This window comes from Brucella sp. BE17 (assembly GCF_039545455.1).
Classification (GTDB): Bacteria; Pseudomonadota; Alphaproteobacteria; order Rhizobiales; family Rhizobiaceae; genus Brucella.
The window spans coordinates 1,150,801-1,176,962 of the sequence record NZ_CP154467.1 but is presented as its reverse complement, the minus strand read 5'-3'; the positions used below and the strand labels follow the sequence as shown (position 1 = coordinate 1,176,962).

The window sequence follows — 26,162 nt, the reverse complement described above, 5'->3', positions numbered from 1 at the left end:
ACACATGAAAAAACGAACAGGGACTGTCCGGAGCAGGCTTGGGCTTGCGCTCTGTTGCGTCCTGTTCACGCCCTTGGCAGCCAAGGCGCAAGCGGTGCCAAAACGCGTTGTATCGATCAATGTCTGTACCGACCAACTGGCGATGCTGCTTGCGGGTGAAGGGCAGTTGCAATCGGTCTCCTATCTTTCGCGCGATGCCATGCTCTCGGTGATGAGCGAGAAGGCGGAACGTCTGCCGATGAACCATGCGCAGGCGGAGGAAATCTTCCTGATGAAACCGGACCTGGTGCTTGCCGGGACTTTTTCGTCGCGTGCAACGGTTGGCCTGTTGCGCAGGCTTGGCATGCGTGTTGAGGAATTTGCGCCTGCACGCTCCTTTGACGATGTTTTCGCGCATTTGGAGCGCATGGGTGCATTGTTAGGACGACAAGCGCAAGCCGATGAAGCGGTAAGAGCGATGAAGGGGCGGCTGGCTGCAATCCCTAAACCGCAGCACAAGCGCAGCATCGCGCTTTATTATGCCAATAGTTATACGGCGGGGCGCGGCACGCTGATTGACGATGCGGTGCGGATCGCTGGGCTGGATAATCTTGCTGAGAGAGCAGGCGTCAAAGGGGCCGCGTTCATCCCGCTGGAAATACTGGTGATGGAAAAACCGGATATTCTGGTGCGAAGCGAGCGGGATCGTGCGCCATCTCTTGCCAAGCAGAATTTCGAACATCCGGCTTTGCGTGCGCTGGAAGCAAAGGCAAAACCCATTACGCTCCCCGATAATCTCACCGTTTGCGGTGGGCCATTCAGTGTGGATGCAGTGGCAAGGCTTGCGGAGGCGGCGCGTGACTGAAACGGAGCGTTTTTATCTTCTGTTGGCGGCGCTTACGGCTCTGGTCGTGGTACTCTTCGCGCTCTCAATACTGATTGGCCCGGCAGCGCTCAGCCCGGGGGCCAGTATCCGTGCGCTGCTCGGGGGGGAGGGCGATGCAATCGTTCTGGTCATGCGTGAAATCCGCCTGCCGCGCGCACTTCTAGCGGTGATGATTGGTGCGTCGCTCGGTCTTTCAGGTGCAGCACTTCAAGGTTATCTGCGCAATCCATTGGCTGAACCGGGGTTGCTTGGCGTCAGCGCTTCTGCTTCCTTTGGCGCGGTGATTGCCATTTATAGTGGACTTTCAGTGCTGTTTCCGCTGGCGTTGCCGTTGTTGGCCCTCTTGGGTGCCTTTGTCTCGGTCTTTCTCGTCAAGCTGCTTGCAGGCCGCGATGCCGGGACCTTGGCCGTTATTCTGGCAGGGGTTGCCGTCACCAGCCTTGCAGGCGCACTGACAGCACTTGCGCTTAACCTATCGCCCAATCCCTTTGCTGCTATGGAGATCGTGTTCTGGATGCTGGGTTCGCTTGCGGACCGCTCGATGACGCATGTGATGTTGGCTGCCCCCTTCATCCTGATCGGCTGGGCCATGCTGCTTGCTCTGGGCCGTTCGCTCGATAGTCTCACGCTTGGATCGGATGCCGCGGCCAGTATGGGTGTTAATCTCACGCAGGTGCAGCTTTTTGCGATCCTTGGGACCGCTGCTTGCGTTGGCGCGTCGACGGCGGTGGCGGGTGCCATCGGCTTTGTCGGGCTTGTGGTTCCACATCTCTTGCGCCCGCTGGTGGGTGCAAAACCCTCACGGCTTCTGCTTGCAAGCGCTCTGGGTGGCGCGGCACTGCTGCTTGCGGCAGATGTTGCCGGGCGGGTTCTGATGCCGGGGCGTGAATTGAAGCTGGGCGTGTTGACCGCGATCATTGGCGCGCCTTTCTTCCTGTGGCTGGTTTTCAAATATCGAAGGCGGCTTCTATGAGTGTGCTTTCGGTCAAAAACCTCAGCGTTTCGCTGGCACGCAAGCCTGTGCTGCACGACGTGCATTTCGAAGCGAAACCGGGGGAGCTAATCGGCCTGATCGGACCGAACGGTGCGGGCAAGACGACTCTTTTGCGCGCATTGTTGGGGCTGTTGCCTGCAAAGGGTGATATGACGCTTGATGGCTCTGACTTACGACGGATGAAAGCATCTGAACGAGCACGCGCGCTTGCCTATCTGCCGCAAGAGCGTGACGTAGCATGGCCAGTTTCGGTGCAGATGCTGGTTTCACTGGGACGCTCGGCGTTAAAGCCGGTTTTTACAGGCCTCGACAAAGAAGATGAAACGTTGATTGAGGCCGCCATGCAGCGCACGGATATTTCGCATTTTCGCGACCGACCGGTGAGCGAGCTTTCCGGCGGTGAGCGGGCACGGGTGTTGATTGCCCGCGTTCTGGCGCAGGATACGGCGTTTGTTCTGGCTGACGAGCCGGTTGCAGGGCTTGATCCGGCGCATCAGCTTGGCCTGATGAAGAGTTTCACCTGCTTGGCCACGGAGGGAAAAACTGTAATTGCATCGCTGCATGACCTTGGGCTTGCTGCGCAGTATTGTACGCGGTTGATCGTGCTGGATAAGGGCCATGTCGTTGCGGATGGCGAGCCGGAAGCTGTACTGACGCCCGCATTGCTTGAACTTGTCTATGGCATTCATGCGCATATCATCCGGCTAGATGGCGATCTTGTCGTGCAGCCGAAACAACGCATTGAATCCTGATAAAACTGGACAATAAATTGTGTTCCTGCTTGCAAGCGCAAATCGGGCTGGCTAGAGCTTTTGTGCCTGTGTTTCAGGCAATGTGATCAAGCCGTTGTTTGAGCCGTGTTCGTGCAATACTGCGACTTTCCGTCTGCGTGCGCGACGCCCTAACCCGATTGCTTGAGCACTATGTGTAATTGCGCTGAAAGGAAGAATATCGTGGAGCAGGCAAAGAATGCCCCTCGTAAGGGCGGTCGCAAGGCGCTTTGGGCAGCGGTGGCAGTCATCGCGATAGCGGCTGCCGGGGCCATCGGGTACAAACTCACACTGGAAAAGACCATTGCATCACAGCTTGATAAGCGCGGTGGCAAGGCAGATTCTATTTCGGCTGATTTTCTGGGCCGCATTCATCTCACCAATGTGGCGCTGCCGTTGAAGGATGGGTCCGATGTTCGCATCGCGTCCGTCGAGGGACGTCCGAAATTCCTGTTCCTGACGGGCATGCTCGACGCATCAGGTGTTGAAACCGGCTTTGCCAATTACCGGATCGCCATTCCAAACCTCAAGATCGACGGCGCCGATTTCGATATTTCAAAACTGCGCGAAACTTTTGGCAATAGCCACCTGACACTGGCCGAACGTGTCAGCCGTTTTTCGGCAAAAACTGTTGCCGCTCCGGAAATCAACGTGGTTCAGACGCTGGCTGGCAAGGAACAGAAGGTCGTCTATAAGGATGTGCAGCTCAATGACATCAAGCAAGGCCATGTCGCGCGGTATTCAGCCGGTAGTGCTTCGTTTGATCTAGACGTCAACACGCTCGATGCTGAAGGGAAATCTGTCAACGAACAAATGACCGGCACAGTCGGGCAGACGGAAGCGAAAGGCATTGATGGCGTCTTTTTGGCTCGCCTCTATACGGAAAAAGCCGGACCCGACGATAAGGAACCAAGGCCGGTTTACGGCCCGCTTTCAGCAAAGAATATCGTTGTCAAAAGCAATCAGGCTAATGTCAGCTACGACGAAATTCGTAGTCAGGGCTTTAGCATGCGTATGCCCGAAGAACCGTTTTCAGAGCTGGTGGAAAAGATTGCTGCGGTTGAGAACCCGGATGATCTGACGCCTGCCGAGCAGCGTGAGTTTTTTCTGCGCCTGATTGCCCTTATTGATACGATCGGCAAGGGTGATGTCGAAATCAATGGCATCAAGATCGATCCAACGGAGACCGACAAGCAGACGGGTGAAATCGCCAAGGTGACGATTGCCTTCGATAATAAGAGCATGGATGCATCTGTCAAAGGCATCTCGATCACCAAGGATGCGGATTATCTGAAAGCAGATGAAGCATCGATGCGGGGCTTTTCCTGGGCTACCACTGCCGACGCTTTGAAAAAGCTGAGCGCGCTGAGTGAGGATGAAGCCGAAAATTTCCCCTTTACAACGCTTATGCCCGAATTCGGTACCCTGCGCGTGGCGGGTATTGACGCTGATTTGCCCAACAAGCAGCTTGCGGATGCGGATGATAATGAGCAGGCAGCTGAGCAAGATAAGAGTGTTGTTCCAGAGCGGGTCCAATTTTCGCTGAAAAATTATGAAGTCGCTTTGAAAAAGCCGAAAAACGGGATCCCGACAGATATCCGTGTCAGCTATGAAGACATGTCGTTCCCGGTGCCACCTTCCAGCCAGCATGAGCTCTATGAGAAGCTGCACAAGCTCGGTTACGACAAGGTTACGCTGTCCTCTAATGTCGCTGTTACCTGGAATGAGGAAAAACAGGATCTCGTCATTGAGGATATTTCAGTTAGTGGTCAGGATATGGGACGCTTTGCCTTCTCCGGCCTACTTGGTGGTTTTACTGATCAGATGTTCTCTGGTGACAAGGTGATGACGCAGGTGGCAGCGCTTGGCATCAGGCCACGTGAAGCCAAGCTCAGGATTGAGGAAAAGGGACTGATTGGCAAGGCACTCAAGCTTTATGCAGAAGAAAACGACATGAGCGAGGAAGACGCACGCAGTGCTCTGGTAATGGGTGCAACTGTCTTTATCCAGCAAGTTGCAGCCGATCAGCCCAAGCTGGAGCAGGTTGCAACTGCCTTCTCAGCCTTCTTGGCCAAGCCGAACATTTTTGAACTGACGGTCAAATCGAAAGCCGAAAAGGGGCTTGGTATGCTGGAGATGGTGAGCGCCTCCCAAAATCCGCTTCTGCTGCTCGACAAGGTGGATATCGAAGCAAAGGCGGAATAATTACCAGCTTGATGGTAATATCACTCTCAAAAAGAGGTGTGACCCGCACCTGAAATGTGAAAGCCCGGGCGAGGGACCCGGGCTTTCGTTTGCGCTGCTCCTGAGGCTCTATCGGAGCGGTTACGGTCTATGGAAAACCACCGCTCCAAAATGCTCCAGCCGGCCCCGTGCCACCAGCTGGATAACATTCGTTATTGGGCTTTGGAAACGCCACCCTTATGCTCACCACCTTTTTGATGGCTCGCACGGTGATGATGCTTATGCCCAAAACCTTTGCCGCCGCGATACTTGTGTGCGGCGCGCATTTCTGTGCGGTCAATCTTGCCGTCTTCGTTGCGGTCAAGTGCTGCGAATTCCTTTTTACGCTGGTTTTCCACCTCGGCCAGCGTCACCTTGCCGTCGCCATTGATGTCAAGGCGGCGTTCCAAACGGTCGGCAGCACGCTGAACAATGCGCTTTTGCACCAGCGCTTCGATCTCGGCACGCGACAGCACGCCATCGCCATCAGTGTCAGCGGCTTTCAATTCATCCATACGCGAGAATTTTTCCAGATCGATGGGGCCGCGCTTACCTTTGAGGTCCTTATCCTGAACTGTTGCGGCCGGGGCTTCCTGCCCTTCGCTCTTGGCAGCTGAATTATCCTGCGCCATAGCCGATGCGCTAAGTAAAGATGTTGCGAGTGCAGCAATAATTGCGGTTTTATAGTTCATGATAACTTGGCTCCATTACTCTTTACAGGGATGCCGTCAGATGGCATGTGAGTAACTTCGTTCTTTTTAGATGAACCGGAAGTGAATATGCCAGTTAATTATCTGTAATGTTCTGGTCGAAAGCAAAAAACGTATCGAACTATGACTGGGGAAAGAATGCTTTGATCTGACCTCATGTGGTGTTTCAGCTTCCTTTTTTTTGCGAGGTGGCTATAGAAATCTCCAGAATAGGAACCCGCGCCACAGGAGAGATCATGCGCCATTTTTCAACAATGATTGCCGGTTTGATAGGTTTGATGCTTTTAAGCATCGTCCTTGGCTCATGGTACACCGTGGACGAGGGAGAGCGCGGTGTTATCCTGCGTTATGGTGCTGTTGCCGGTGTCGCGCAGCCCGGTCTCGGTTTCAAGATTCCGTTCATAGATTCGGTGGTTCGCGTATCGGTGCAATCGAAAGCTGCGATCTATAACGGCATGGAGGCCTATAGCCGTGACCAGCAACCAGCGACGATGAACCTGTCGGTCAATTACCGCATTCCACCGGACCGTGTTGAAGATGTCTACGCCAATTATGGTGGTGAAGACGGTCTCTTGTCGCGTCTGGTCGAGCGGCGGGTGTTCGAAGAAAGCAAGACCGTGTTTGGCAGGTTTGCGGCCGTCACCGCCATTCAGGAACGTGGACGTCTCAACCAGGAAATCGCTGACGCAATCCAAAAAAGCGTCAGCGGGCCGGTGATTATCGATAGCGTACAGATTGAAAACATCGATTTTTCCGATGCCTATGAGGCCAGTATCGAACAGCGCATGCTGGCGGAGGTGGAAGTCCAGCGTCTGAGGCAAAATGCGGAACGCGAAAAGGTTCAGGCCGAAATTACCGTGACGCAGGCACAGGCGCAAGCTCAGGCAGATGCCGTTCGTGTTCAGGCTCAAGCCGAATCGGAGGCCATCCGCGTGAAAGGCGAAGCCGAAGCGTTAGCCATCAAGGCGCGCGGTGACGCTCTGAAGGATAATCCCGGACTGGTCTCGCTGACGCAGGCTGAAAGATGGAATGGCCAATTGCCCACCACCATGTTGCCGAACGGCGCCATACCCATGCTGAGCTTGACCAGTCAGGAAAACTCGAACTGACAGGTTTCTACGGGCGGGGTAACTCCCGCCCATTTTTAAGGAAGAAGCCTATCTGTCAGGACGCCGCGATCGCGCCGCAATGTGGGCGCTGATTACGGGGTGGAAGTAAGAAAAATTGTTGTAGTCTAATTGTAAACTGGAAGTTCTCTGTTCAGCGGAATTAAAGCGTATCTTATTGAAAAGATTGGTGGGTGATGTAGGGATCGAACCTACGACCCGCTGATTAAGAGTCAGCTGCTCTACCAACTGAGCTAATCACCCACTCGCTTTGCCGAGGCAGCGGCCCCGGTGAAGTGAGCGGTTCTATAACGGCCTCTTTTCTTGCTGTCTAGCCTTGAAACGAATTATTTCCGAAAAATATGAAATTCAGGCAAGAAAAACCGCAATCCCGTACTGCGCGAGTGACAATCGCTGGGCTTGGCAGGCTCGGTAGTACGTGTGAAACGACACTTTTGGATATTATTTACGCCACGCGGTTCGTGATTCCAGATTGGAATCGGCGTTTTTTAATGACGGCGCGTTGTAAGTGGTGCCGGGTGATGCCATATGCGACGCGCGGCTGGGTCCAGGCGCGCCTGCACCAATTTTGGATACGGAAAATAGCCGCAAAACCGGCACTTTCTCAGAGGTCTTAAATATCGCAGCCATGTCATCAATTTTTGATGCTTATCTGGGAAGTTAGGCATATAAAGGCCGCGATTGGCGGATAGTAGATGCAGCCGGTCGGAGAGAGATTGATCACGCAAGGCGTTTCGTGCATCGGATAAACCTGGCGGAACACACAGAGGCGGTTTGGGCGGCTTCCAAATCCGGTTTGCGGCATTTGAGGATGGCATGGAAAGCATTATCAGCGATATTGGGCAGTTCCTTTCCGATCATCGGGCGTGGGCTGGTCCTATTGTCGGACTAATCGCTTTTGGGGAATCGCTCGCGATTGTTGGCATGTTCATTCCAGCAACGCCGATCATGATCGCTATTGGCGGTCTCGTCGGAGCCGGAATCGTAGAGCCGCTGCCCGTTATTATCGGTGCCATCATCGGTGCGGTGATTGGCGATATCATTTCCTATTTTCTCGGCTGGTGGCTTGGCCGCAACATCATGCATAAATGGCCGCTGAACAAACACCGTAGCGGTGTAGCGCGTGCGCGTCTTCTTTTCCGCCGTTATGGTTTTCTCGCCGTCTTCCTTGGTCGTTTTTTTGGGCCTGTCCGCTGTACAGTGCCAATGGTTGCGGGCATGATGTCGATGGACCAGACGCGCTTCCAGAGTGCGAACGTGCTTTCTGCGCTGGTCTGGGCTCCGGTGATGTTCCTGCCGGGCTGGCTTGCAGGGCGCGGCGCGGGCTGGTTCTCGCGCATGGACAGTGACCATATGTTCTGGTTCGCCATCGGCATTACCGTTCTTACGATCATTGTTACGGTGATCGGCATCAGGTTTTTCAAGGCCCGCCCGCGTCGCCAGCGCAAATCACGGGTTCAGGTAACGCCTGCAGAATAGATTTAAACTATTGCCTGCCAGCAATCTGTTTGCATAATGGAACCGCCTGTTGCAAAATACTGTTGCCAGAAGGTTACTGGCAGCTATACAAGCAGCGTCTATTGCTTATGATCATTGGCGTTGGAATGAGAGCCGAAAGCTCAACAACGCCCCGAAAAAGGTTCATCGCGCTTTATGCCCGACGACAGTTCTGACGATTCGTCATCACGAAGTTCCGGCTCCCTTATGGGAGCTCGAATCATATCTGGCCTTGGGCCAACTTTTACCGCTTGTTCTTCAATAAGGCGCGCATGCACGAGTGATTTCGGCTGCGGCTGGTTTTCTGTTTTCTTTTTTTCCGAGCTTTAAAGGAGCCGAAATATCATGGACTGGTCCATGGACTGGATTGCCGACCCCAATGCCTGGATAGGTTTGGTGACATTGGTAGTACTGGAGATCGTACTTGGCATCGACAATCTCGTCTTTATCGCCATCCTGGCTGATAAGTTGCCGCCGAATCAGCGCAACCGCGCGCGCCTTGTCGGGCTTTCGCTGGCACTTTTGATGCGTCTTGCGCTGCTTGCGTCCATTTCCTGGATTGTCACGCTGCGCGAACCGCTCATTTCCTTTATGGGGCTGTCCTTCTCCGGGCGTGACATCATCATGCTCATCGGTGGTCTTTTCCTGCTTGCCAAGGGCACGATGGAGCTGCACGAGCGCCTTGAAGGCGCACATGACACAAAAACCTCACGCGTCGTGCACGCGGTTTTCTGGCAGGTGATTGTTCAGATCGTCGTGCTCGATGCCGTATTCTCGCTCGACAGCGTAATCACTGCGGTTGGTATGGTGCAGCATCTGCCAGTCATGATGATCGCCGTCGTGATCGCAATCGGCGTCATGATGCTTGCTTCCAGACCGCTGATGGATTTTGTGAACAAACATCCGACAGTGGTAATCCTCTGTCTGGGTTTCCTGATGATGATTGGCTTCAGCTTGATTGTCGAAGGCTTTGGCTTCCATATTCCAAAGGGTTATCTCTATGCAGCCATCGGCTTTTCGGTGCTTATCGAGGCGGCAAACCAGATGTCGCGCCGCAACCGTGAAAAGCTGGTGACCACCAACGACCTGCGCGAGCGCACGGCGGGTGCCGTTTTGCGCCTGCTTGGCGGTAGTCGCGGCGAGAACCCGCTCTCCGATACGGTCGACGTGATTGCCCAGCAGACGGCGGCAAACGATGTCTTCCTGCCGGAAGAAAAGGAAATGATCCGCGGTGTTCTGGATCTCGCTGACCGTCCGGTGCGTTCCATTATGTCTCCGCGCAATGAAGTGGAATGGCTTGATCTCGATGAAGAAGAGGCAGACCTTCACGAGGCAATTCGCAAGCTGTCGCATTCACGTGTCGTGGTCGCCCGCGATCAGGTCGATGAGTTCGTCGGCGTGGCTTCGGTGCGCGAACTTCTGCTCGACATGACGGATAAGAAGGTCATTGACTGGGACACGGTCGTCAAACAACCACTTGTCGTGCATGAAAATGCCAATGTGCTGCGAGTAATGGAGCAATTGCGCGTTTCTCAGGTGCAACTCGCCGTGGTGGTTGATGAGCACGGCTCATTTGAGGGGGTCGTCACGCCGACCGATGTGCTGGAAGCAATTGCCGGTGAATTTCCTGATGAGGACGAGGAGGCATCTGTCGCCCAGTCTGACGGGAAGGGCGGCTATATTGTTGATGGTTTCACCGATATTCGCCGTCTCAGCGGCATTCTGGAGCGTGATCTGGTCGATGACAGCGATCGTTATACGACGCTGGCCGGCTACGTGCTTTGGCATCTCGGACATCTGCCGCTGGGTGGGGAAAGCTTCGTTTCCGACGGCTTCGCGTTCAGGATCGAATCCATGAAAGGGCGGCATGTCGACAAGGTCGGTATAATGCCGGTTCAGGACTATGAAGTCTAACGGACATGATTTTGCGGGCGAAGCGTTGCCGCTCGCAAAATATTTCACACTGTTAACCTCGATAAAAAAAGTAGGTTATTGACATTATCGCCCAAGCCTTCAAAATTAACGCATCGTTCATTGTTGTGGCGAGAGTGGATTAGATTAAGCAAAAACGCCTTAATCGCTCTCGTTGTGTTTTACGCATTTTCCGATGCAGGGCTGCTTCGCACTTTTGCTGGAAATGTTTGACAGCACGGCAATTATGGATGCCATGAATGGATGGAGGCTTGGCTTAATGCAGAAATTGCAGTTGCTTTTGAGGAAATGGCAGGGCGTTGCGCTGCGTATTCCGGCGATGCTGGCGCAGCCCTGGCGTGATATGCGGCTTAATGCCGAGGAAGTTGCAGCGCGGCGACGCAGCCGTCTGGAGCACAGCGAGCAGAACTTTCTTTGGTGTTGGCAGCATCGCGGTTTTTGGTAGGAATATCTGTCACAAATTTGAGGCCGGTGATGAACTCACCGGCCTTTGTTTATTTCAACGAATCGCGAGATTTGGGAATAATTTTCTGGATAGTGCAGAAAGCTTAGTTCCTGATTTTAAGTTGCTCTAAAAAAGTAGTTTATATATTTAAATCAATGATTTAAGTTGATTTTGTGAGTTGTTCCGTTAGATTTTCGTTCCAATATCAACTGTAAATCTATGCGCTTGGCGACAGCAAAGTTGCGGGGAAGGCGAATATGCGGAAAATTATTCTCTATGCGGCAGTGGCCATCGGCTTGGGGGCGGCACCCGCCAAGGCTGAAGGCCCGACCGAAATTCTCAATGTTTCCTACGATATTGCGCGCGAACTTTATGAGCAGGTAAACAAGGCCTTTATTGCGGACTGGAAAGAAAAGACAGGTGATGATCTCACCGTCAACCAGTCGCATGCAGGTTCCTCCAAACAGGCACGCTCCATTCTTGAAGGGCTTGAAGCGGATGTCGTGACTTTTAATCAGGTCACAGATGTTCAGGTTCTGCATGACAGGGGCAATCTGATCCCTGAGGACTGGCAAGCGCGTTTGCCCAACAATTCCTCGCCCTATTATTCGCTGCCGGCTTTCCTCGTGCGTGCTGGTAATCCCAAGGACATCAAGAACTGGGATGATCTCGCCCGCGATGATGTGAAGGTTATTTTCCCCAATCCCAAAACGTCTGGTAATGCGCGATATACCTATTTGGCGGCAACTGCATATGCGCGAGAAGCCTTCAACGGCGATGACGCGAAGGTACGTGAATTTATCGGTAAGATTTTCAAGAATGTGCCGGTTTTTGACACAGGTGGGCGAGGTGCCACAACGACATTTGCCGAGCGGGGCATCGGCGATGTGTTGATCACTTTTGAGGCAGAAACACGCGGTACGCAAAAACAGCTAGGTGCCGACAAATATGATGTCGTGGTGCCGGAAGTGAGCTTGCTTGCGGAGTTTCCGGTGACGGTGGTGGACAAGGTCGTCGACAAGCGCGGCTCGCGCAAAATCGCTGAAAGCTATCTTAACTATCTCTACACACCCGAGGGACAAGAAATTCTGGCACAGAACTTTAATCGCGTGCACGACAAAACCGTCATCGAAAAGCACAAGGATATTTATCCCGATGTGCGGCTTGTGACTGTCGAAGATACGTTCGGCGGATGGGACAAGGTGCAAAAAGAGCATTTTGCCGAAGGCGGTGTGCTTGATCAGCTCTTTACGGGCAAGTAAACAGAAGAGACAGGCGAACAGGTTTGTATCGCCATCTCTCTTTCGGATTTTCCCAGTGCCAGCTCTTAGCCTGAAAAATAAATCGGTGTTGCCGGGGTTCGGTCTGACCCTCGGTTGCACTTTGCTGTATCTGAGCGTGATTGTCGCTTTGCCGCTGCTTGCGATGATTTTGAAAACGGCAAGCCTCGGTTTTGGTGATTTCTGGTCGATCGTCACTTCCGACCGGGCGCTCGCCACCTATCGCATTACGTTGAGTGCTGCGGCTTTCGCGACCCTGCTTAACGGACTGTTCGGTCTGTTGCTCGCATGGGTGTTGACGCGCTATGAATTCCCTGGCAAGCGGCTGATTGATGCGGCTGTCGATCTGCCCTTTGCGCTTCCTACAGCGATTGCTGGTCTGGCGCTGGTGACATTGTTTGCGCCCAATGGCTGGATCGGGCAGTTTATCGAGCCACTGGGAATCAAGGTCGCTTATGCGCCGCTGGGCATTGCTATTGCGATGTTTTTCACCAGCATTCCCTTTGTTATCCGCAGTGTGCAGCCAGTGCTGGAAGATATGAGCGCCGATGTGGAAGAAGCCGCCCGCAGTCTCGGTGCAAGCTCATGGCAGATTTTCGCGCATATCATCTGGCCCACTATCTTTCCCGCCTTTCTCGCCGGTGCATCGCTGTCCTTTGCCCGCAGCCTTGGCGAATTTGGCTCCATTGTCTTCATTTCCGGCAATCTACCGTTCGAGACGGAAGTGACATCACTTCTCGTCTTCATCCGACTTGACGAATATGACTATCCGGCAGCGGCAGCGCTCGCCTTCGTTATGCTGGTAGCGGCTTTTCTGATGCTTTTTGTGACCAATCTCATTCAGGCAAGGCAGCTTCGATATGCCGACCGCTAAAGCATGTCTCCCAAAAGTGGGAACCGGTTTTGGGGAAAGACATGCGTGAAAAAAAACACAATGCGCGTAATGCGCCGGGTGGCGTCCGCAGCCTGCTGATCGGTTTGGCGGCGGTTTTGTCCGTGCTTTGTCTCGGTGTGCCGCTGGCCTTTATCTTCTCCTATGCGTTCAGCAAGGGTGTGGGCGTTTTCTTTAGCGAAATCCTGAAACCCGACACGCTGCACGCGATCTGGCTTACGGTGCTGACCGCGATTGTGGTCGTGCCGATCAATATGGCGTTCGGGGCCTGCGTCGCGTGGCTTGTGACAAAATTCCGTTTTCCGGGCCGCAGGCTTCTGATCACATTCGTGGAAATTCCTTTTTCCGTCTCACCCATTGTGGCGGGTGTGACCTATCTCTTTCTTTACGGCTCGCAAGGTCTGCTGGGTCCGCTTCTGGAAAGCTATGATATCAAGATCATGTTTACGGTTCCGGCGATCTTTCTGGTCAGTCTGTTTGTGACCTCGCCTTTTGTGGCGCGTGAACTGATCCCGCTGATGGAAGTACAGGGCAGTGATGAGGAAGAGGCTGCGTTGACGCTTGGGGCCAATGGTTGGCAAACCTTCTTTTATGTCACGCTACCCAATATAAAATGGGCGCTGCTTTATGGTGCTGTTCTTTGCAATGCGCGCGTAATGGGAGAGTTCGGCGCCACATCGGTGGTTGCAGGCGCCATTCGCGGCAAGACCAACACATTGCCATTGCAGGTCGAGCTTTTGTTCAATGATTATAATGTCGCTGGTGCCTTTGCTGCTGCCTCGACGCTGGCATTGATTGCACTTTTGACTCTGGTTTTGAAGTTTTTGCTGGAACGTAAGTCGCACGCATAAAACCGCCCGTGTTTGCACACGAGCGGTTTACAATCACGCTGCTTGGGCCAAATTTATGCTGCTTGAGAAAGCGTTTGGGGCAGGGGCTCGCGTTTTAGCGATGAGGCGAGGATCACGCCTTCCGGCCAACGGCTGAAACCGCTTGCCACATTGATGTGACCGGCGTGTCCCAGATCGACAAAGCCGGAGCCCCAGACATGTGAGAGCGCTTCCGCTTTTGCAAAGCGCATATAGTCGTCATTGCGGCTGGCCACGACGATAGACGGAAAGCCCAACTCGTGACGGGGAAGCGGTGCGAAGCTTGCAAAGCGGCTGTCGCGTGCTGCCATGGTTTCGGTATCCGCAGGGGCAACGAGGAGCGCACCCGCTACGTGGGACGCAGCCGGGCGGCTTGCAAGATGCGCGACCAGCACACAACCGAGGCTGTGAGCGACCAGAACCGCGCCGGGATTTTCGGCAAGTTTGGCTTCGAGTGCGTGCATCCAGTCGGAAAGTACCGGATATTCCCAGTCGTCCTGTTCGACCAGTAATGCTGACGGATCGTCATGCAACCATTGGCGCTGCCAGTGGCCTGCTTCCGATCCCTTGTAGCCGGGGATGAGTAGTGTCGCAGGCATGTGTTGGTTCCTCTCGGAAATTAAGCCTTGGGAGGGCAATTCAATTCCAAGGACATCTTTTCAAGATGGTCCGTGAAATCTATTCCAAGATAGGCGGTTAAATCGGTATTCTTAAGGAATAAAAATTCATAATGAGGTTTTCATCAGGAAATTTAAACCTGCGGCGGGCGCTGCATCACTCTTTTCGTTTTTCATTCCACCGCAGCAGGAACTGCGATTTTTCGAAAACCAGCACCACCACCAGCGATATGGCGAAGGGAATAAGCAGGTACAGCAGGCGGAAAACAATCAGCGCTGCCAGCACGTCGGCTTGATTCATATCCGGCAGGCCGGTCAGGAAAACCAGTTCGAGCACACCAAGTCCGCCCGGCGCATGCGAGATGAGCGCTGCCGAAAAAGACACCAGAAAAATGCCGAGCACGATCATAAATCCGGGGTTGCCCGCTTCCGGGAGCGCAAAATAAATGATGCCCGCAGCACCGATCAGTTCTACAGGCGCGACGATCAACTGCTGGATAACAACGGTAAGGCGCGGATATTCAAGGCGGAACTTGCCGATCTGGAGCGGTCGCAACTGCAGCCAGCTACCGAAAATGTAAAGGAGCACTGCCGAAAGCATGATCAGCGCGATGATGATCGCAACTGTTGGCGTAAGCTCTTCATTGAAGCGCATCAGGATGGTCGGTTCCAGAAGCAGGACCGCGCTGGAGGTGATGATAACGCCGAGAATGAATGTAAACGAGCAAAAGGCAATCAGCACCGCGATTTCACTGCCGGGCATGCCCTGCGAGGAATAGGCGCGATAGCGAACCACCGCACCTGATACGACCGATGCACCGATATTGTGCGACAGGGCATAAGTAGTGAAAGAGCACAGCGCTATGAACAGCCAGGAAATCTTGCGCCGAAGGTGCACGAGCGCAATGCGATCATAACCGGCCAGCGAACTGTAAGCTACGAGAGCGGCGGCACTCGACAGAACCCAGTGATGCGCACGAATGGCATAAAGACTGTCCAGCACGTCATCGAGCGATATGCTGCGCAATTCACGATAAAGAAGCCAGACCGAAACGCCAACTGCGCAGATACCGATAATTGGCCAGATATAGTCTTTCGCTTTCATTAGCCCGCCGCTGCCCCCTGTGTTGTCATGTCATCGTGCCCCTTGTCATTTGTTTTGTCTTCACTTTGTGCTTCGCCCAGAAGCGGAGGTTCCGGCTCGACTTCTATCGTGCCGTGCTGTTCTGCGCCGATTGCCTTTGCCATGGCGCTGGCAATTTCCTCTTCACCGAGAATGACAGATGTCGCGCCAAGTTCAGAGAGGTATTGCGCCTCGGCCTGAGAGCCTGCCTGTGCAACGATATGAATGGTCGGGTTGGCAGCATGCGCCAGTGCCGTCGCACGTCCGGCCTCGAAAGTGTTGGAAATGGTGATCACCATGTTTTTTGCCAGCGCCGGATTGGCTGCGTTCAATATTTCGGTATCTGAAGCATTGCCTGCAATGGCTTCAATGCCTTTTTCGCGCAAGGTGGTGCAGACTTTCGTTGAATCATCGATAACAAGGAAGGGCTTGCGCAGTGCCTGCAACTCCTCAACCAACCTTTTGCCGATCGGGCTGTAGCCCAGAATGATGGTATGGCTGCTCAATAATGTGGTTGGCAGCGGCTCCGGTTCGGATACATCGATATCGGTTATAGTATTGCTGTCGACATTGCTTTCAGCTTTTCCGAATTTCTCGATCCATGGCCGGATGTGCTCGGCGGCGATAAATATGAGCGGATTGAGGAAAATCGACAAAATGGCGCCAGCCAGAATGAGATCGCGACCGGCGGGCGGCAACAGATTGAGGCTGACACCAAGGCCAGCCAGAATAAACGAGAATTCGCCGATCTGCGCCAGACTGGCCGAGATGGTCAATGCCGTGCTGACCGGACGGCGAAAGGCGCGCACGATGAAGAAGGCGGCTGCCGATTTACCGATCAGGATGATGGCAAGCGTTGCCAGCAGAGGCAGCGGATCTTTCAACAGGCTCATCGGGTCAAACAACATGCCGACCGATATGAAGAACAGGACCGCGAAAGCATCGCGCAGCGGAAGCGACTCTTCGGCTGCGCGATGGCTGAGTTCCGATTCGCTCATCACCATCCCGGCAAAGAACGCCCCAAGCGCAAAGGAAACGCCAAAAAGATGCGCTGCGCCAAAGGCAACCCCCAGCGCAATCGCCAGAACACCAAGACGAAACAATTCGCGCGAGCCGGTCAGGACCACAACATTCAGCAGCCATGGAATGAATTTTCGGCCCACAACCAGCATCAGCGTGACAAACAGCGCCACCTTGGCGATTGTCAGCAATATGATGCCGCCGATGCCAAGTCCGAGCCATGCCGCTATTGGATCGCTTGCAGCTACCGCATCGGCGCGCCCGGTAACACTTGCCACGGCAGGAAGCAGAACCAGCGCCATGACCATGGCAAGATCTTCGACGATCAGCCAGCCGACGGCTATACGCCCGCGCTCGGTGTCAATCAGGCGGCGCTCCTGCATGGCACGCAGCAGCACGACGGTACTCGCCGTGGAAAGAGCAAGGCCGAAGACAAGTCCTGCTTCAATGTCCCAGCCCAGAAGAAGCCCAAGCCCTGTGCCAAGGGCTGCGGCTGTCGCAATCTGCGCCAGTGCGCCGGGTACGGCGATAGCTTTGACGGAGAGCAGGTCTTTTAAGGAAAAATGCAGGCCGACGCCGAACATCAGAAGAATGACGCCGATTTCGGCAAGCTGAAGAATGAGTTCCTGATCGGCGACGAAGCCGGGTGTGTGCGGGCCAGCAATGACGCCTGCAAGAAGATAGCCGACCAGCGGCGAAATTTTCAGACGGGTGGCGATTGCGCCAAAAATGAAAGCAAGACATAGCCCAATGACAATTGTCGCAATCAAAGGCGTGTCATGGGGCATGGGCTGGCGTCCCGTCTGTCAGTCTGTCGTTGTTGTCGATTGGGGCCGGGCAAGAAGAAATCCTTGCCCGGCGATGGGATCATTTCGGTGCAGCTGTATTGCCTTCGAGAAGCGCTGCATGAGCCTCCTGACGATGCTGCCACCAGTTGCCGAGCAGCAGAAGAATTGGTGCTGCGATAAAGATGGACGAGGTCGTCGCAATGAAAATACCGAACAGCATCGGCACGGCGAAATTATGAACCGCGCTACCGCCCCAGATCGCCATGGGAAGCATACACATGAAAGTCGTCACCGAGGTGTAGATACAGCGTATGAGCACCTGATTGATACTCATATCGATGATTTCACGCAGCGGTTTGGATTTATAAAGACGCATGTTTTCACGCATGCGATCATAAACCACGACCTTGTCGTTCACCGAATAACCAATGGCCGTCAAGAGTGCGGCGATGGCTGTCAGGTTGAAGTCGAGCTGCAACAGTGCAAAGAAGCCGACCATTTTGGTGGTGTCCAGAATGAGCGTTATGATCGCGCCTATTGCGAAGAACCACTCAAACCGCCACCAAAGATAGATGAGCATGCCGAGCGCTGAAAGCAAGACCGCTATGAAGCCGGAACGCGCCAGCTCACCCGAAACTTTCGGACCGACGACTTCTGTGCGTTCGATCTTAACACCCGGATCAAGCTGCGTGATCGCTTCGCGCACCTTGTTGATGGCAACCGTTTGCGCTTCCTCGCCGCCGTCCTGACGCTGGACGCGGATCAGCACATTGTTGGGACCGCCGGCAGATTGGAGTGCCACTTCACCAAGTTGCAGATCCCCAAGCGTCTGGCGCAATTGCGCGAGATCCGCAGGTTGGGAGGTGGTGATTTCAGCTTGAATACCGCCCTTGAAGTCGATGCCGTAATTCAGCCCCGGCTTGAAGAACAGGAAGATGGAAGCGATCGACAGCACAATGGACACGCCAATACCGAAAAAACGCGCATTCATGAAGCTGATATTGGTCTTGTCTGGCGCGAATTTGAGGAATGGTTCAATGTGCAGGAACTTGAGCTTGCGTTTGCGCACATACCAGGCCATCGCCATGCGAACCAGCGTCACATCCGTGAACATGGAAATCGCAATGCCGAGCATCATGGCAACAGCGAAGCCACGAACGGGACCTGTGCCGAACATGAACAACAGCATTGTCGAGATCAGCGATGTAACGTTTGCGTCAACGATGGTGGCAAATGCAGCATGAAAGCCCTTGTCAAGCGCTGCCATAGCGCCAAGGCCTTTTCGTGTTTCTTCGCGGATACGTTCATTGATCAGAATATTCGCGTCAACGGCGATGCCGATCCCCAGAATAATACCTGCGATGCCCGGCAATGTCAGCGTGGCGCCGATGAGGCTTAATGCTGCAAATGTCAGAACGGTGTGGAGCAGAAGCGCCACATTGGCGATTGTTCCCCAGACACCGTAAAGAAGCTGGATAAATACGGCCACAAGCACAAAGCCGATGATGCCCGTGACGAGCCCCATCTTGATGGCGTCGCCGCCCAGATCAGGGCCGACCGTACGTTCTTCGATTACAGTCAGAGGTGCGGGAAGGGCACCGGCGCGCAGCAGCGCCGAGAGAACGACAGTATCTTCCACGGAGAAGTTACCGGAAATCTGTCCCGAGCCACCTGTGATCGGTTCATTGATGCGTGGTGCGGTCAGTACCTTGCCGTCGAGAACGATGGCGAAGGGACGCCCGACATTCTTGGTGGTGATGTCGGCAAACTGGCGTGCTCCAAGGCTGTCGAAACGGAATGATACGATCGGCTGATTGCTGCGCTGATCGAAACCGGCGCGCGCATCGGTCAGACGTTCGCCCGAAAGTGCGACCTGATCTTCAATCGGATAACGCACACCCGGCTCTTTTGAATCCGCCATGATAGAGACACCGGGTGGCGGCGGTGCATTCGGGTCGGCATCGGCCACCATATGGAAGCTCATCTTCGCGGTCGAGCCGAGAAGCTGACGAAGCTGGGCTGGGTCCTGAAGGCCGGGAAGCTGAACCACGATACGATCTGAACCAACACGCTGGATAGATGGTTCTGCGACCCCCACCTGATCGACGCGCTGGCGGATGATTTCAAGGCTCTGCTGCAGCGCTGCGTCGAGGCGGTAATTAAACCCCGCTTCGGTCAGTGTCATGCGCACCTGATTGCCGTTGGATGTGACGTCGATATCGTTGATTGCTGCACCAAAGCCGCTGGTGTTGACCTGCGAGATCAGCGTGCGCAACGCTGTCTGCGCTTTGTTACGCTGGTCGTCATCTGGGACTGTCACGAGGATGGAATCGCCAACCGCACGGATGGACTGCGGCTGAATGCGCTCGGCGCGCAGCTTGCTGCGTGCGTCATCGAGAAGGGCGCGCAGGCGGTCTTTTTTAAGACCGGCTGAGTCCACTTCCAGCACAAGGTAGGAGCCGCCACGCAGATCAAGGCCGAGCGTCACCTGACGCTTTGGAAACCATGATGGCATCGCATCGAGTTGTTGCTGGGTGAAAAAGTTGGGCAGGGCGATGATGACGCCGATCACGACGATCACGCTGTAAAGCACCGCGACCCATTTAGAAGTCCGCATGGATTGATGTTCCAGTTCTGCACGCCAGCCAAATCAGACTGAAAACCACGGTTAAAGTGGGATTGGATGGCGTAATGTTCGTGACATGTACGGGAGGAGAAGAACTCTCCGGGGGAAAGCTTATGCGCTTACGGGCGGAGCACGGGCAGAGCGGAAAGAGCGTTGCTCTGTCTTGATGAGTTGCAAACGTGACTGCATTTGCGCAGGCTTGCCAATAAGCAAAATATAAGAGCCGCTAGTCGTTGCAAGGCCGACATTACCGCCGATCAGATGGGAGGCCTTGGCCTTGGCGACAATCGCTTCAATGAGAATGGCCCGCATCGGTTGCGGTGTGAGCGTCGATTGCTGGCGAACCGGTGTTCCGGGAGAAGTTTCGGCTTGTCTGTTGCCAAGAACCTTGCTGTGAGTGCGGGACATATCAGCGTCGGGGAAGGAAAATTCGACAGCAAATAAAACTGCCATAAAGGACAGAACACAGGCGGTCATCAGCATGAACCCATGCTGTTTCCATTGTCCTGTGCGGTAAATGCCCTTCATAAAACTGTCCAGACTTTCCTCAAACTTATTGCCGGATATGCTGTTGCGCCTCACTTTTCCACGAATCCTCATTAACGATTTGTGCGGTTACGAACAAGGAAATACTGGTAACCGTACGTCAATTCAGTCAATGGAAAAGCTTTTCGGCTGACGTGAAATCTCACTCAAGCCATATTGCTTCCGTTTTACCGCGCTTTATGTTGAAACCGTGTTCCTGTTTATGGCAGTTCAGAATTGGCTTATTTATCCGCGTTACGCATTCTCGCCTTTTCGTTTTTAATCGGTGTGTTTTCGATTGGCGGTCCGCTTGTGGCCGCCTCGCAGGACATGCCTCAAAGCCTTGCGCAGCAGGCAGCGCCTCAAAGCCAGCCGCAAGCCGCAACTGACAGTGATCAGTCGCACGAGTCCGCTTCAAGCGTGCTGCGCCAGCAAGGCCCGGTCGTCGAAGAGCTGAAAAAGCAGACCAGAAAAATTGGTGATCAACTTGGTAAGCCGCAGGGCAGTGACGAAGCGCTTGCCAATCTTAAGCTGCAATTGGGCGCACTTTCCAAAAAGCTGCTCGATACAGGTGTTGCCTTTCGGCCCCGGCTTAACGAGATCAACACGCGTCTGGAACAGCTTGGCCCAGCACCCGGAGGCGACCAGCCAACTGAGCCTGCAATTGTCGCCCAAGAGCGCAAGCGGCTTGTGGCGGAAAAGGCAGAGATTAACGCAATCATCGGCGAGACGGAAGAGACGTCGCTGACCGTCAATCGCATGTCGGCAGAGATCAGCGATATCAGGCGTGATCTTTTCGCCAAAACACTCTCGCAGCGTATCGATCTCAACGCAGCCCTTGGATCAGAAGTGGTATCGGCTGCCAATGATCAGGTCGTTTCGCTGGGGCGCATCGTTCGATCCTGGTGGCGTTTTGTCGTTACCTTCAAACTCAAGTCGTTTCTTGCCGCTGCATTCTTTGCCTCTGTCGCGGCACTGGTGATACAGATTGGGGCGCGGCGTATTCTAGGCACGCTCTATGATCGCGACCCGACAAATGAAGCGCCATCCTATCTTAGCCGTCTTCTTGTCGCCTTCTGGTCCACGGTGATCCCATCGGCCGCTGTCGGTGCTTTCCTGGCCACGACTTATTTTTTCCTGAGTTATTTCAATGTTCTGAGAACGGACATTGGAGCGATACTCGTATCGCTCTTCATGGTGCTCGGCATTGTTTTTTTCATTCATCGTCTCAGTTTTGCCTGCATCAGCCCGGACATGCCGCAGTGGCGGCTTCTGCCCGTTGCACCCAGACCAGGGCGCATTCTTGCATGGCTGATTACGGCAACTGCGCTGACCAGCGGACTTGATTCTTTTACGAGTACGATCAACCGGATTCTGTCCTCGCCGCTGCCCATGACGATGGCTAAGAGCCTGCTTGCCGCCGTCATGGTAGGAATTCTCATTCTGGCTATTGCTTTCCTAAAACCTATCGAACGCGAGCTGGATGGCACAGTGCGTCCATGGCCGCGCGCCTTCAAGATATTTCTGGTGCTTCTGGGCCTTCTGCCGATCCTGACGGCCTGCTTTGGCTATATCGGTCTGGCGCGGTTTATTTCGCAACAGATCGTCGTAACCGGTGCGTTTCTCGTCACGATGTATCTCGGTTTCCTGACGGGGCGCGCGATTACCGAAGAAAAGGCTTTCGCGTCAAGCAAGCTCGGCAAGGTCATGCGGGACCGGTTTCATTTTGATGATGCGACCCTCGATCAGCTTGGTCTTGCAGCTGGTATTTTGATTACGGTTGTTGTGGCGCTGGTCGGTATTCCGCTGGTCCTGATGCAGTTCGGCTTTCAGTGGGCGGAGCTGAAAAGCCTGTTCTACAATCTGATGACCGGCATCCAGCTTGGTGAGATTTCAATCTCGCTGATGGGGCTTTTGACCGGCGTTCTGTTATTCGTGCTCGGTTATCTCCTGACGCGCTGGTTCCAGAACTGGATCGACAACTCTGTCATGGCGCGCGGGCGGGTTGATTCGGGTGTGCGCAATTCAATCCGAACGGTAATCGGTTATGTTGGTCTTTGCCTTGCGGCGCTGGTTGGTATTTCGGCGGCGGGCTTCAATCTCGCCAATCTGGCGCTGATTGCCGGTGGTTTGTCGCTCGGTATTGGTTTTGGTTTGCAGAATATTGTCCAGAACTTTGTCTCGGGACTTATTCTTCTGGCGGAACGCCCATTCAAGGCCGGTGACTGGGTGGAAGCGGGTCCTGTCAGCGGTATTGTCAAGAAGATTAGCGTGCGCGCCACGGAAGTGGAAACCTTTGCGAAACAGTCGATCATTGTGCCTAATTCCACCTTGATAAATGGCAATGTTGGCAACTGGACGCATCGCAACAAGCTGGGTCGCATCGACATCAATATTCGCGCCGCCCATACAAACGAGCCGCGCCGCGTGCACGACCTGCTCTACGCAATCGTGCGCGGACATCCGTCCATTCTCAAGAATCCTGAACCGTTCGTGGCTTTCCAAAGCATGGACGACTCAAGCCTGGTCTTTGATATCTATGCCCATGTGGCGGATATTACCTCGACTGGGGGCATCAAAAACGAGTTGCGTTTTCAGATTGTCGAGCGTTTCCATGGCGAAGGGCTGCATTTTGCTTCATCTTCAACCGATCTGGTGTTGAGCGTGCCTGAAATCGAAAAACTGTCTGAAATCGTGCAGAAGGACAAGAAGCCGCCGCTTCGTGAAAAACCGAAAGTGGCAAGCGATGATAAGGGTAAGCCCACAACTTGATGAACACGTCATTCAGTTGTCGTTCAGTATTGTTTCTCTATAAGAACAGTAAGAAAATATGGTGTCATCGGGAGCGACGGAAACGTCGAAAGGCTATGAATAAAGCGCGGGTCACTTATAAGAGCCAGATTGTACTAGCTGCGGTCGCTATTTTTGGCCTCCCGGTGGCTGGTGCCTATGCTGCAGACGTGACCAATCAGGACAGTGTCGCGCAGACGATCGTGGTCACGGAAGGCGCCTCCAAGCGTGAGATGATCGTAGCACCCAATGAAACCGTGGATTTCTGCTCTTCGGGTTGTTTCGTCACCTTTCCCAATGGCGACCGACAGGCATTGACCGGCGAGGAGACAATTACGATCAGCGGTGGTAAGGCCTCGATTAAATAAGCATCTGTAAATGGCCGGGCAATTGCCCGGCTTTAAACTTTCATTTTACGCATGTCTCCCAAAACCGGTTCCCACTTTTGGGAGACATGCGGTATCAACTGCGCGGTTTGAGATTTTCGGGGTCATAGAGCGGCTTGTATCCGATGGCCACGACTTCAACCGGATAGGTTTCGCCGAAATATTCGACGCTAAGCTCTCGCCCTTCCTGACAATAACTCCATGGCAGATAAGCCAGCGCAATATTTTTTCCGACCGTTGGACCGTAGGCGACGGATGAGGTGTAGGAACGCCGACCGAGTTCATCGACCAGTGTTTCGCCGGTTTCGGGATCGATGACCGGCATGATTCCGACCGGATATCGGGCGGTTCCGTTTTGATCGAGATTATCGGTCATGATCAGCGTGCAGAGCATGGCGGGCTGATGGGCGCGCGCTTTGTATTCAAGGTGTTTTGCCTTGCCGCAAAAATCGGCTTCCTTGACTTTTGGCCGCGCCAGATCGGCTTCGAGCAGGTTATATTCGGTGCGCAGATCGGCATTTTGCAGCCGCAGGCTTTTTTCCATGCGGCGCGTATTGGCATAGGTTTCAACACCTACCGCGATAACCCCTGTCGAGCGCAATGCATCCCATACGGCAAGCCCGTCTTCATAGCGCATATGCAATTCCCAGCCCTGCTCACCGACATAGGAAATGCGGAAAGCTGTCACGTCCTTGCCTGCGATCCTGAGCGGCCTGATGGCGGCAAAGGGAAAATTTTCGAGGCTTAGATCAGCGGGATTTTCGACGATTTTCTGAAGGTTCTCCCGGGCATTGGGTCCCCATATGCCAACAGTGACATATTGTTCTGTGACATCTGTGATGGTGACATCAAAACCCTTATCTTCGGCCACGCGGCGCATGTAATGAAAATCACGCGGTCCCGCATCGGCTCCATTGATCATGCGGATGTGGTTTTCCAAACGGATAATGGTGAAATCGGCGCGCACCATGCCTTCGTCGTCAAGAAAATGCGTATAGATGCCCTTGCCGATATTGGCGTCACCGCCGATTTTTGCAGCACAGAGCCACTCCATCAGTGCGACATGATCAGGGCCTTGGATGTCGTAAAGTGCAAAGTGCGAGAGATTGATGATGCCGCAATTTTCCGTCAGTTCCAGATGCTCTGCATTGGAGACGCGCCAGAAATGGCGGTTGTCCCATTCGTGTTCGCGCACCGGCACGCGATCGCCATATTTTTCAAGCAGGTGCTCATTGGCGGCATAGCCATGCGCGCGCTCCCAGCCACCCAGTTCCATGAAATAGCCGCCCAGTTCCTTTTCGCGCTCATAAAACGGCGAGCGGCGGATATTGCGCCCCTTGGAGAAGGGCTCGCGCGGATGCACAGCCGGATTATAAACCTTCAACGCCGATTCTGTGCAGCGATCCCAGATATATTGCTCATCAAGCTGATACGGATAAAATCGCGAATAATCGACTGCATTGTGATCGATGGATGTGCGACCGTCAGTCATCCAGTCGGCAATGAGCTTGCCCATGCCGGGGCCGTCTTTGACCCATATCGCCACCGCGTACCACAGACCGCGCACCTTCTGACTTTCGCCCATCGAAGGACCGCCATCGGTCGTGACTTGCAGGAGGCCATTGAAGGAATGGCTTTCATTATAGCCGAGTTCTCCGAGGATCGGCGTCAGTTCAATGGCGCGCTCCAGTGGCTCAAGCACCTCTTCCATGTCGAGATCGCGCTGAGAAGGCGAAAGGCGTGCCTCGTGCTTTTCCAAAAGATCACGTGGATGGCATAGGCGCGGATTGGTTTCCTCGTAATAGCCCCATTCGATCTGGCCACCTTCAGCAGTCTTCGGGTCGCCGGTATCGCGCATATAGGCCGAATTGCCCTGATCGCGCATCAGCGGCCAGCCGATTTCCTTACCCGTTCCGGCAAATTCGTCATAAGGGCCGAAGAAGGTGAGCGGATGATCGATTGGCATGACGGGAAGATCTTCGCCAACCATTTCGGCAATAAGACGTCCCCATAGGCCGGCGCAGACGATAACGTGATCGGCTTCAATCGTGCCACGATGGGTCACAACGCCTTTGATGCGTCCATTTTTGACAATCAGTGATTGCGCGGGTGTGTTGGCAAAGCTTGTGAGCTTGCCTGCAGCTTCCGCCTGATCGACCAGCTTTCCGGCGACCGTCTGCGAGCGGGGAATGACAAGTCCTGCATCGGGATCCCACAGCCCGCCCTGAACCATGCTCTCTTCAATAAGCGGGAACTTTTGCTTGATCTCAGATGGTTCGATCAGGTGTGCACGAGTGCCGAATGCCCTTCCGGATGTGACCTTGCGCCGGATTTCATCCATACGCGCATCGTCGCCGACACGCGCCACTTCAATGCCGCCAACACGAGCATAGTGGCCCATCTTCTCAAAAAAATCGATGGAATAGAGCGTGGTCCAGCAGGTCAGGAAATCGTGGCTCGTCGCATAGCAGAAATCGGAGGCGTGTGCCGTCGAGCCGATATCGGTCGGAATGCCCGATTTGTCGATGCCGACGATATCGTCCCAGCCGCGCTCAATCAGGTGATGGGCGATGGAAGCCCCGACGATGCCGCCGAGCCCGACGATGATTACTTTCGCTTTTTTGGGAAACTCTGCCATTTGATATAACCCCGATATTCGTTGGTAAAACCATAGTCGCAGCCG

General features: G+C 54.1%; 20 protein-coding genes and 1 tRNA gene. 13 read left to right on the top strand and 8 right to left on the bottom strand.

Annotated elements, in window-relative coordinates:
- The first annotated feature begins 4 nt into the window (after positions 1 to 4).
- From AAIB41_RS05740 to AAIB41_RS05725, 4 genes are all read left to right on the top strand, one after another.
- On the top strand, positions 5 to 844 hold the full coding sequence (locus AAIB41_RS05740; protein WP_343312289.1) for an ABC transporter substrate-binding protein: 840 nt from the start codon (positions 5 to 7) through the stop codon (positions 842 to 844).
- A complete protein-coding gene (locus AAIB41_RS05735) occupies positions 837 to 1,838 on the top strand; it encodes an iron ABC transporter permease (RefSeq protein WP_343312288.1) in 1,002 nt (333 codons plus the stop codon). The genes AAIB41_RS05740 and AAIB41_RS05735 overlap by 8 nt, the downstream gene beginning before the upstream one ends.
- A complete protein-coding gene (locus tag AAIB41_RS05730; RefSeq protein WP_343314664.1) occupies positions 1,835 to 2,611 on the top strand; it encodes an ABC transporter ATP-binding protein in 777 nt (258 codons plus the stop codon). The genes AAIB41_RS05735 and AAIB41_RS05730 overlap by 4 nt, the downstream gene beginning before the upstream one ends.
- A gap of 201 nt (positions 2,612 to 2,812) precedes the next feature.
- Complete coding sequence (locus AAIB41_RS05725) at positions 2,813 to 4,834, top strand: hypothetical protein (protein WP_343314663.1); 2,022 nt, start codon at positions 2,813 to 2,815, stop codon at positions 4,832 to 4,834.
- A gap of 191 nt (positions 4,835 to 5,025) precedes the next feature.
- Here the strand turns inward: AAIB41_RS05725 and AAIB41_RS05720 are convergent, their stop codons facing one another.
- Complete coding sequence (locus AAIB41_RS05720) at positions 5,026 to 5,544, bottom strand: calcium-binding protein (protein ID WP_343314662.1); 519 nt, start codon at positions 5,542 to 5,544, stop codon at positions 5,026 to 5,028.
- Positions 5,545 to 5,798: 254 nt separating this feature from the next.
- Here AAIB41_RS05720 and AAIB41_RS05715 point away from each other — a divergent pair, with 254 nt between their 5' ends.
- A complete protein-coding gene (locus AAIB41_RS05715) occupies positions 5,799 to 6,671 on the top strand; it encodes a prohibitin family protein (protein ID WP_343314661.1) in 873 nt (290 codons plus the stop codon).
- Between the two features lie 185 nt (positions 6,672 to 6,856).
- Here the strand turns inward: AAIB41_RS05715 and AAIB41_RS05710 are convergent.
- Positions 6,857 to 6,932, bottom strand: a tRNA-Lys gene (locus AAIB41_RS05710).
- Between the two features lie 573 nt (positions 6,933 to 7,505).
- On the opposite strand from AAIB41_RS05710, the gene AAIB41_RS05705 reads away from it, so the two are divergent.
- The 6 genes from AAIB41_RS05705 to cysW all read left to right on the top strand — a co-directional run bounded on the left by AAIB41_RS05705 (position 7,506) and on the right by cysW (position 13,586).
- Complete coding sequence (locus AAIB41_RS05705) at positions 7,506 to 8,168, top strand: DedA family protein (RefSeq protein ID WP_343314660.1); 663 nt, start codon at positions 7,506 to 7,508, stop codon at positions 8,166 to 8,168.
- A 363-nt stretch (positions 8,169 to 8,531) separates the two neighbouring features.
- Complete coding sequence (locus AAIB41_RS05700; protein ID WP_343314659.1) at positions 8,532 to 10,100, top strand: TerC family protein; 1,569 nt, start codon at positions 8,532 to 8,534, stop codon at positions 10,098 to 10,100.
- A gap of 277 nt (positions 10,101 to 10,377) precedes the next feature.
- Positions 10,378 to 10,563 carry a hypothetical protein gene (locus AAIB41_RS05695; RefSeq protein ID WP_343314674.1) on the top strand — a complete coding sequence of 62 codons (186 nt, stop codon included), beginning with the start codon at positions 10,378 to 10,380 and terminating at the stop codon, positions 10,561 to 10,563.
- Between the two features lie 257 nt (positions 10,564 to 10,820).
- Positions 10,821 to 11,825: a sulfate ABC transporter substrate-binding protein gene (locus tag AAIB41_RS05690; RefSeq protein WP_343314658.1), complete on the top strand. Its 1,005-nt coding sequence runs from the start codon at positions 10,821 to 10,823 to the stop codon at positions 11,823 to 11,825.
- Positions 11,826 to 11,895: 70 nt separating this feature from the next.
- Positions 11,896 to 12,717, top strand: coding sequence for a sulfate ABC transporter permease subunit CysT (gene cysT / locus AAIB41_RS05685; RefSeq protein WP_343314673.1), 822 nt, complete (start codon positions 11,896 to 11,898; stop codon positions 12,715 to 12,717).
- 41 nt (positions 12,718 to 12,758) lie between these two features.
- A complete protein-coding gene (gene cysW, locus AAIB41_RS05680; RefSeq protein ID WP_343314657.1) occupies positions 12,759 to 13,586 on the top strand; it encodes a sulfate ABC transporter permease subunit CysW in 828 nt (275 codons plus the stop codon).
- Between the two features lie 53 nt (positions 13,587 to 13,639).
- On the opposite strand, the gene AAIB41_RS05675 is transcribed toward cysW, so the two are convergent.
- The 5 genes from AAIB41_RS05675 to AAIB41_RS05655 form a co-directional block, all read right to left on the bottom strand.
- Entirely contained in the window at positions 13,640 to 14,203 is a 564-nt protein-coding gene (locus AAIB41_RS05675; protein WP_343314656.1) for an alpha/beta hydrolase, read from the bottom strand.
- Between the two features lie 175 nt (positions 14,204 to 14,378).
- Positions 14,379 to 15,326 (bottom strand): lysylphosphatidylglycerol synthase domain-containing protein, encoded by a 948-nt coding sequence (locus AAIB41_RS05670; protein ID WP_343314655.1) that lies wholly within the window; start codon positions 15,324 to 15,326, stop codon positions 14,379 to 14,381.
- Complete coding sequence (ybaL, locus tag AAIB41_RS05665) at positions 15,326 to 17,152, bottom strand: YbaL family putative K(+) efflux transporter (protein ID WP_343314654.1); 1,827 nt, start codon at positions 17,150 to 17,152, stop codon at positions 15,326 to 15,328. Before ybaL ends, AAIB41_RS05670 begins: the two co-directional genes overlap by 1 nt.
- Positions 17,153 to 17,231: 79 nt before the next feature.
- Positions 17,232 to 19,769, bottom strand: coding sequence for a protein translocase subunit SecD (secD, locus tag AAIB41_RS05660; RefSeq protein WP_343314653.1), 2,538 nt, complete (start codon positions 19,767 to 19,769; stop codon positions 17,232 to 17,234).
- 120 nt (positions 19,770 to 19,889) lie between these two features.
- Positions 19,890 to 20,306 carry a hypothetical protein gene (locus AAIB41_RS05655; RefSeq protein ID WP_343314652.1) on the bottom strand — a complete coding sequence of 139 codons (417 nt, stop codon included), beginning with the start codon at positions 20,304 to 20,306 and terminating at the stop codon, positions 19,890 to 19,892.
- 234 nt (positions 20,307 to 20,540) lie between these two features.
- On the opposite strand from AAIB41_RS05655, the gene AAIB41_RS05650 reads away from it, so the two are divergent.
- Together AAIB41_RS05650 and AAIB41_RS05645 are read left to right on the top strand one after the other, a co-directional pair.
- Entirely contained in the window at positions 20,541 to 23,075 is a 2,535-nt protein-coding gene (locus AAIB41_RS05650) for a mechanosensitive ion channel family protein (RefSeq protein WP_343314651.1), read from the top strand.
- A gap of 95 nt (positions 23,076 to 23,170) precedes the next feature.
- Positions 23,171 to 23,461, top strand: a complete 291-nt coding sequence (locus AAIB41_RS05645; protein WP_343314650.1) for a hypothetical protein — start codon at positions 23,171 to 23,173, stop codon at positions 23,459 to 23,461.
- Positions 23,462 to 23,555: 94 nt separating this feature from the next.
- Here AAIB41_RS05645 and AAIB41_RS05640 read toward each other — a convergent pair whose 3' ends face one another.
- Positions 23,556 to 26,117, bottom strand: coding sequence for an FAD-dependent oxidoreductase (locus AAIB41_RS05640; protein WP_343314649.1), 2,562 nt, complete (start codon positions 26,115 to 26,117; stop codon positions 23,556 to 23,558).
- Positions 26,118 to 26,162 lie beyond the last annotated feature (45 nt).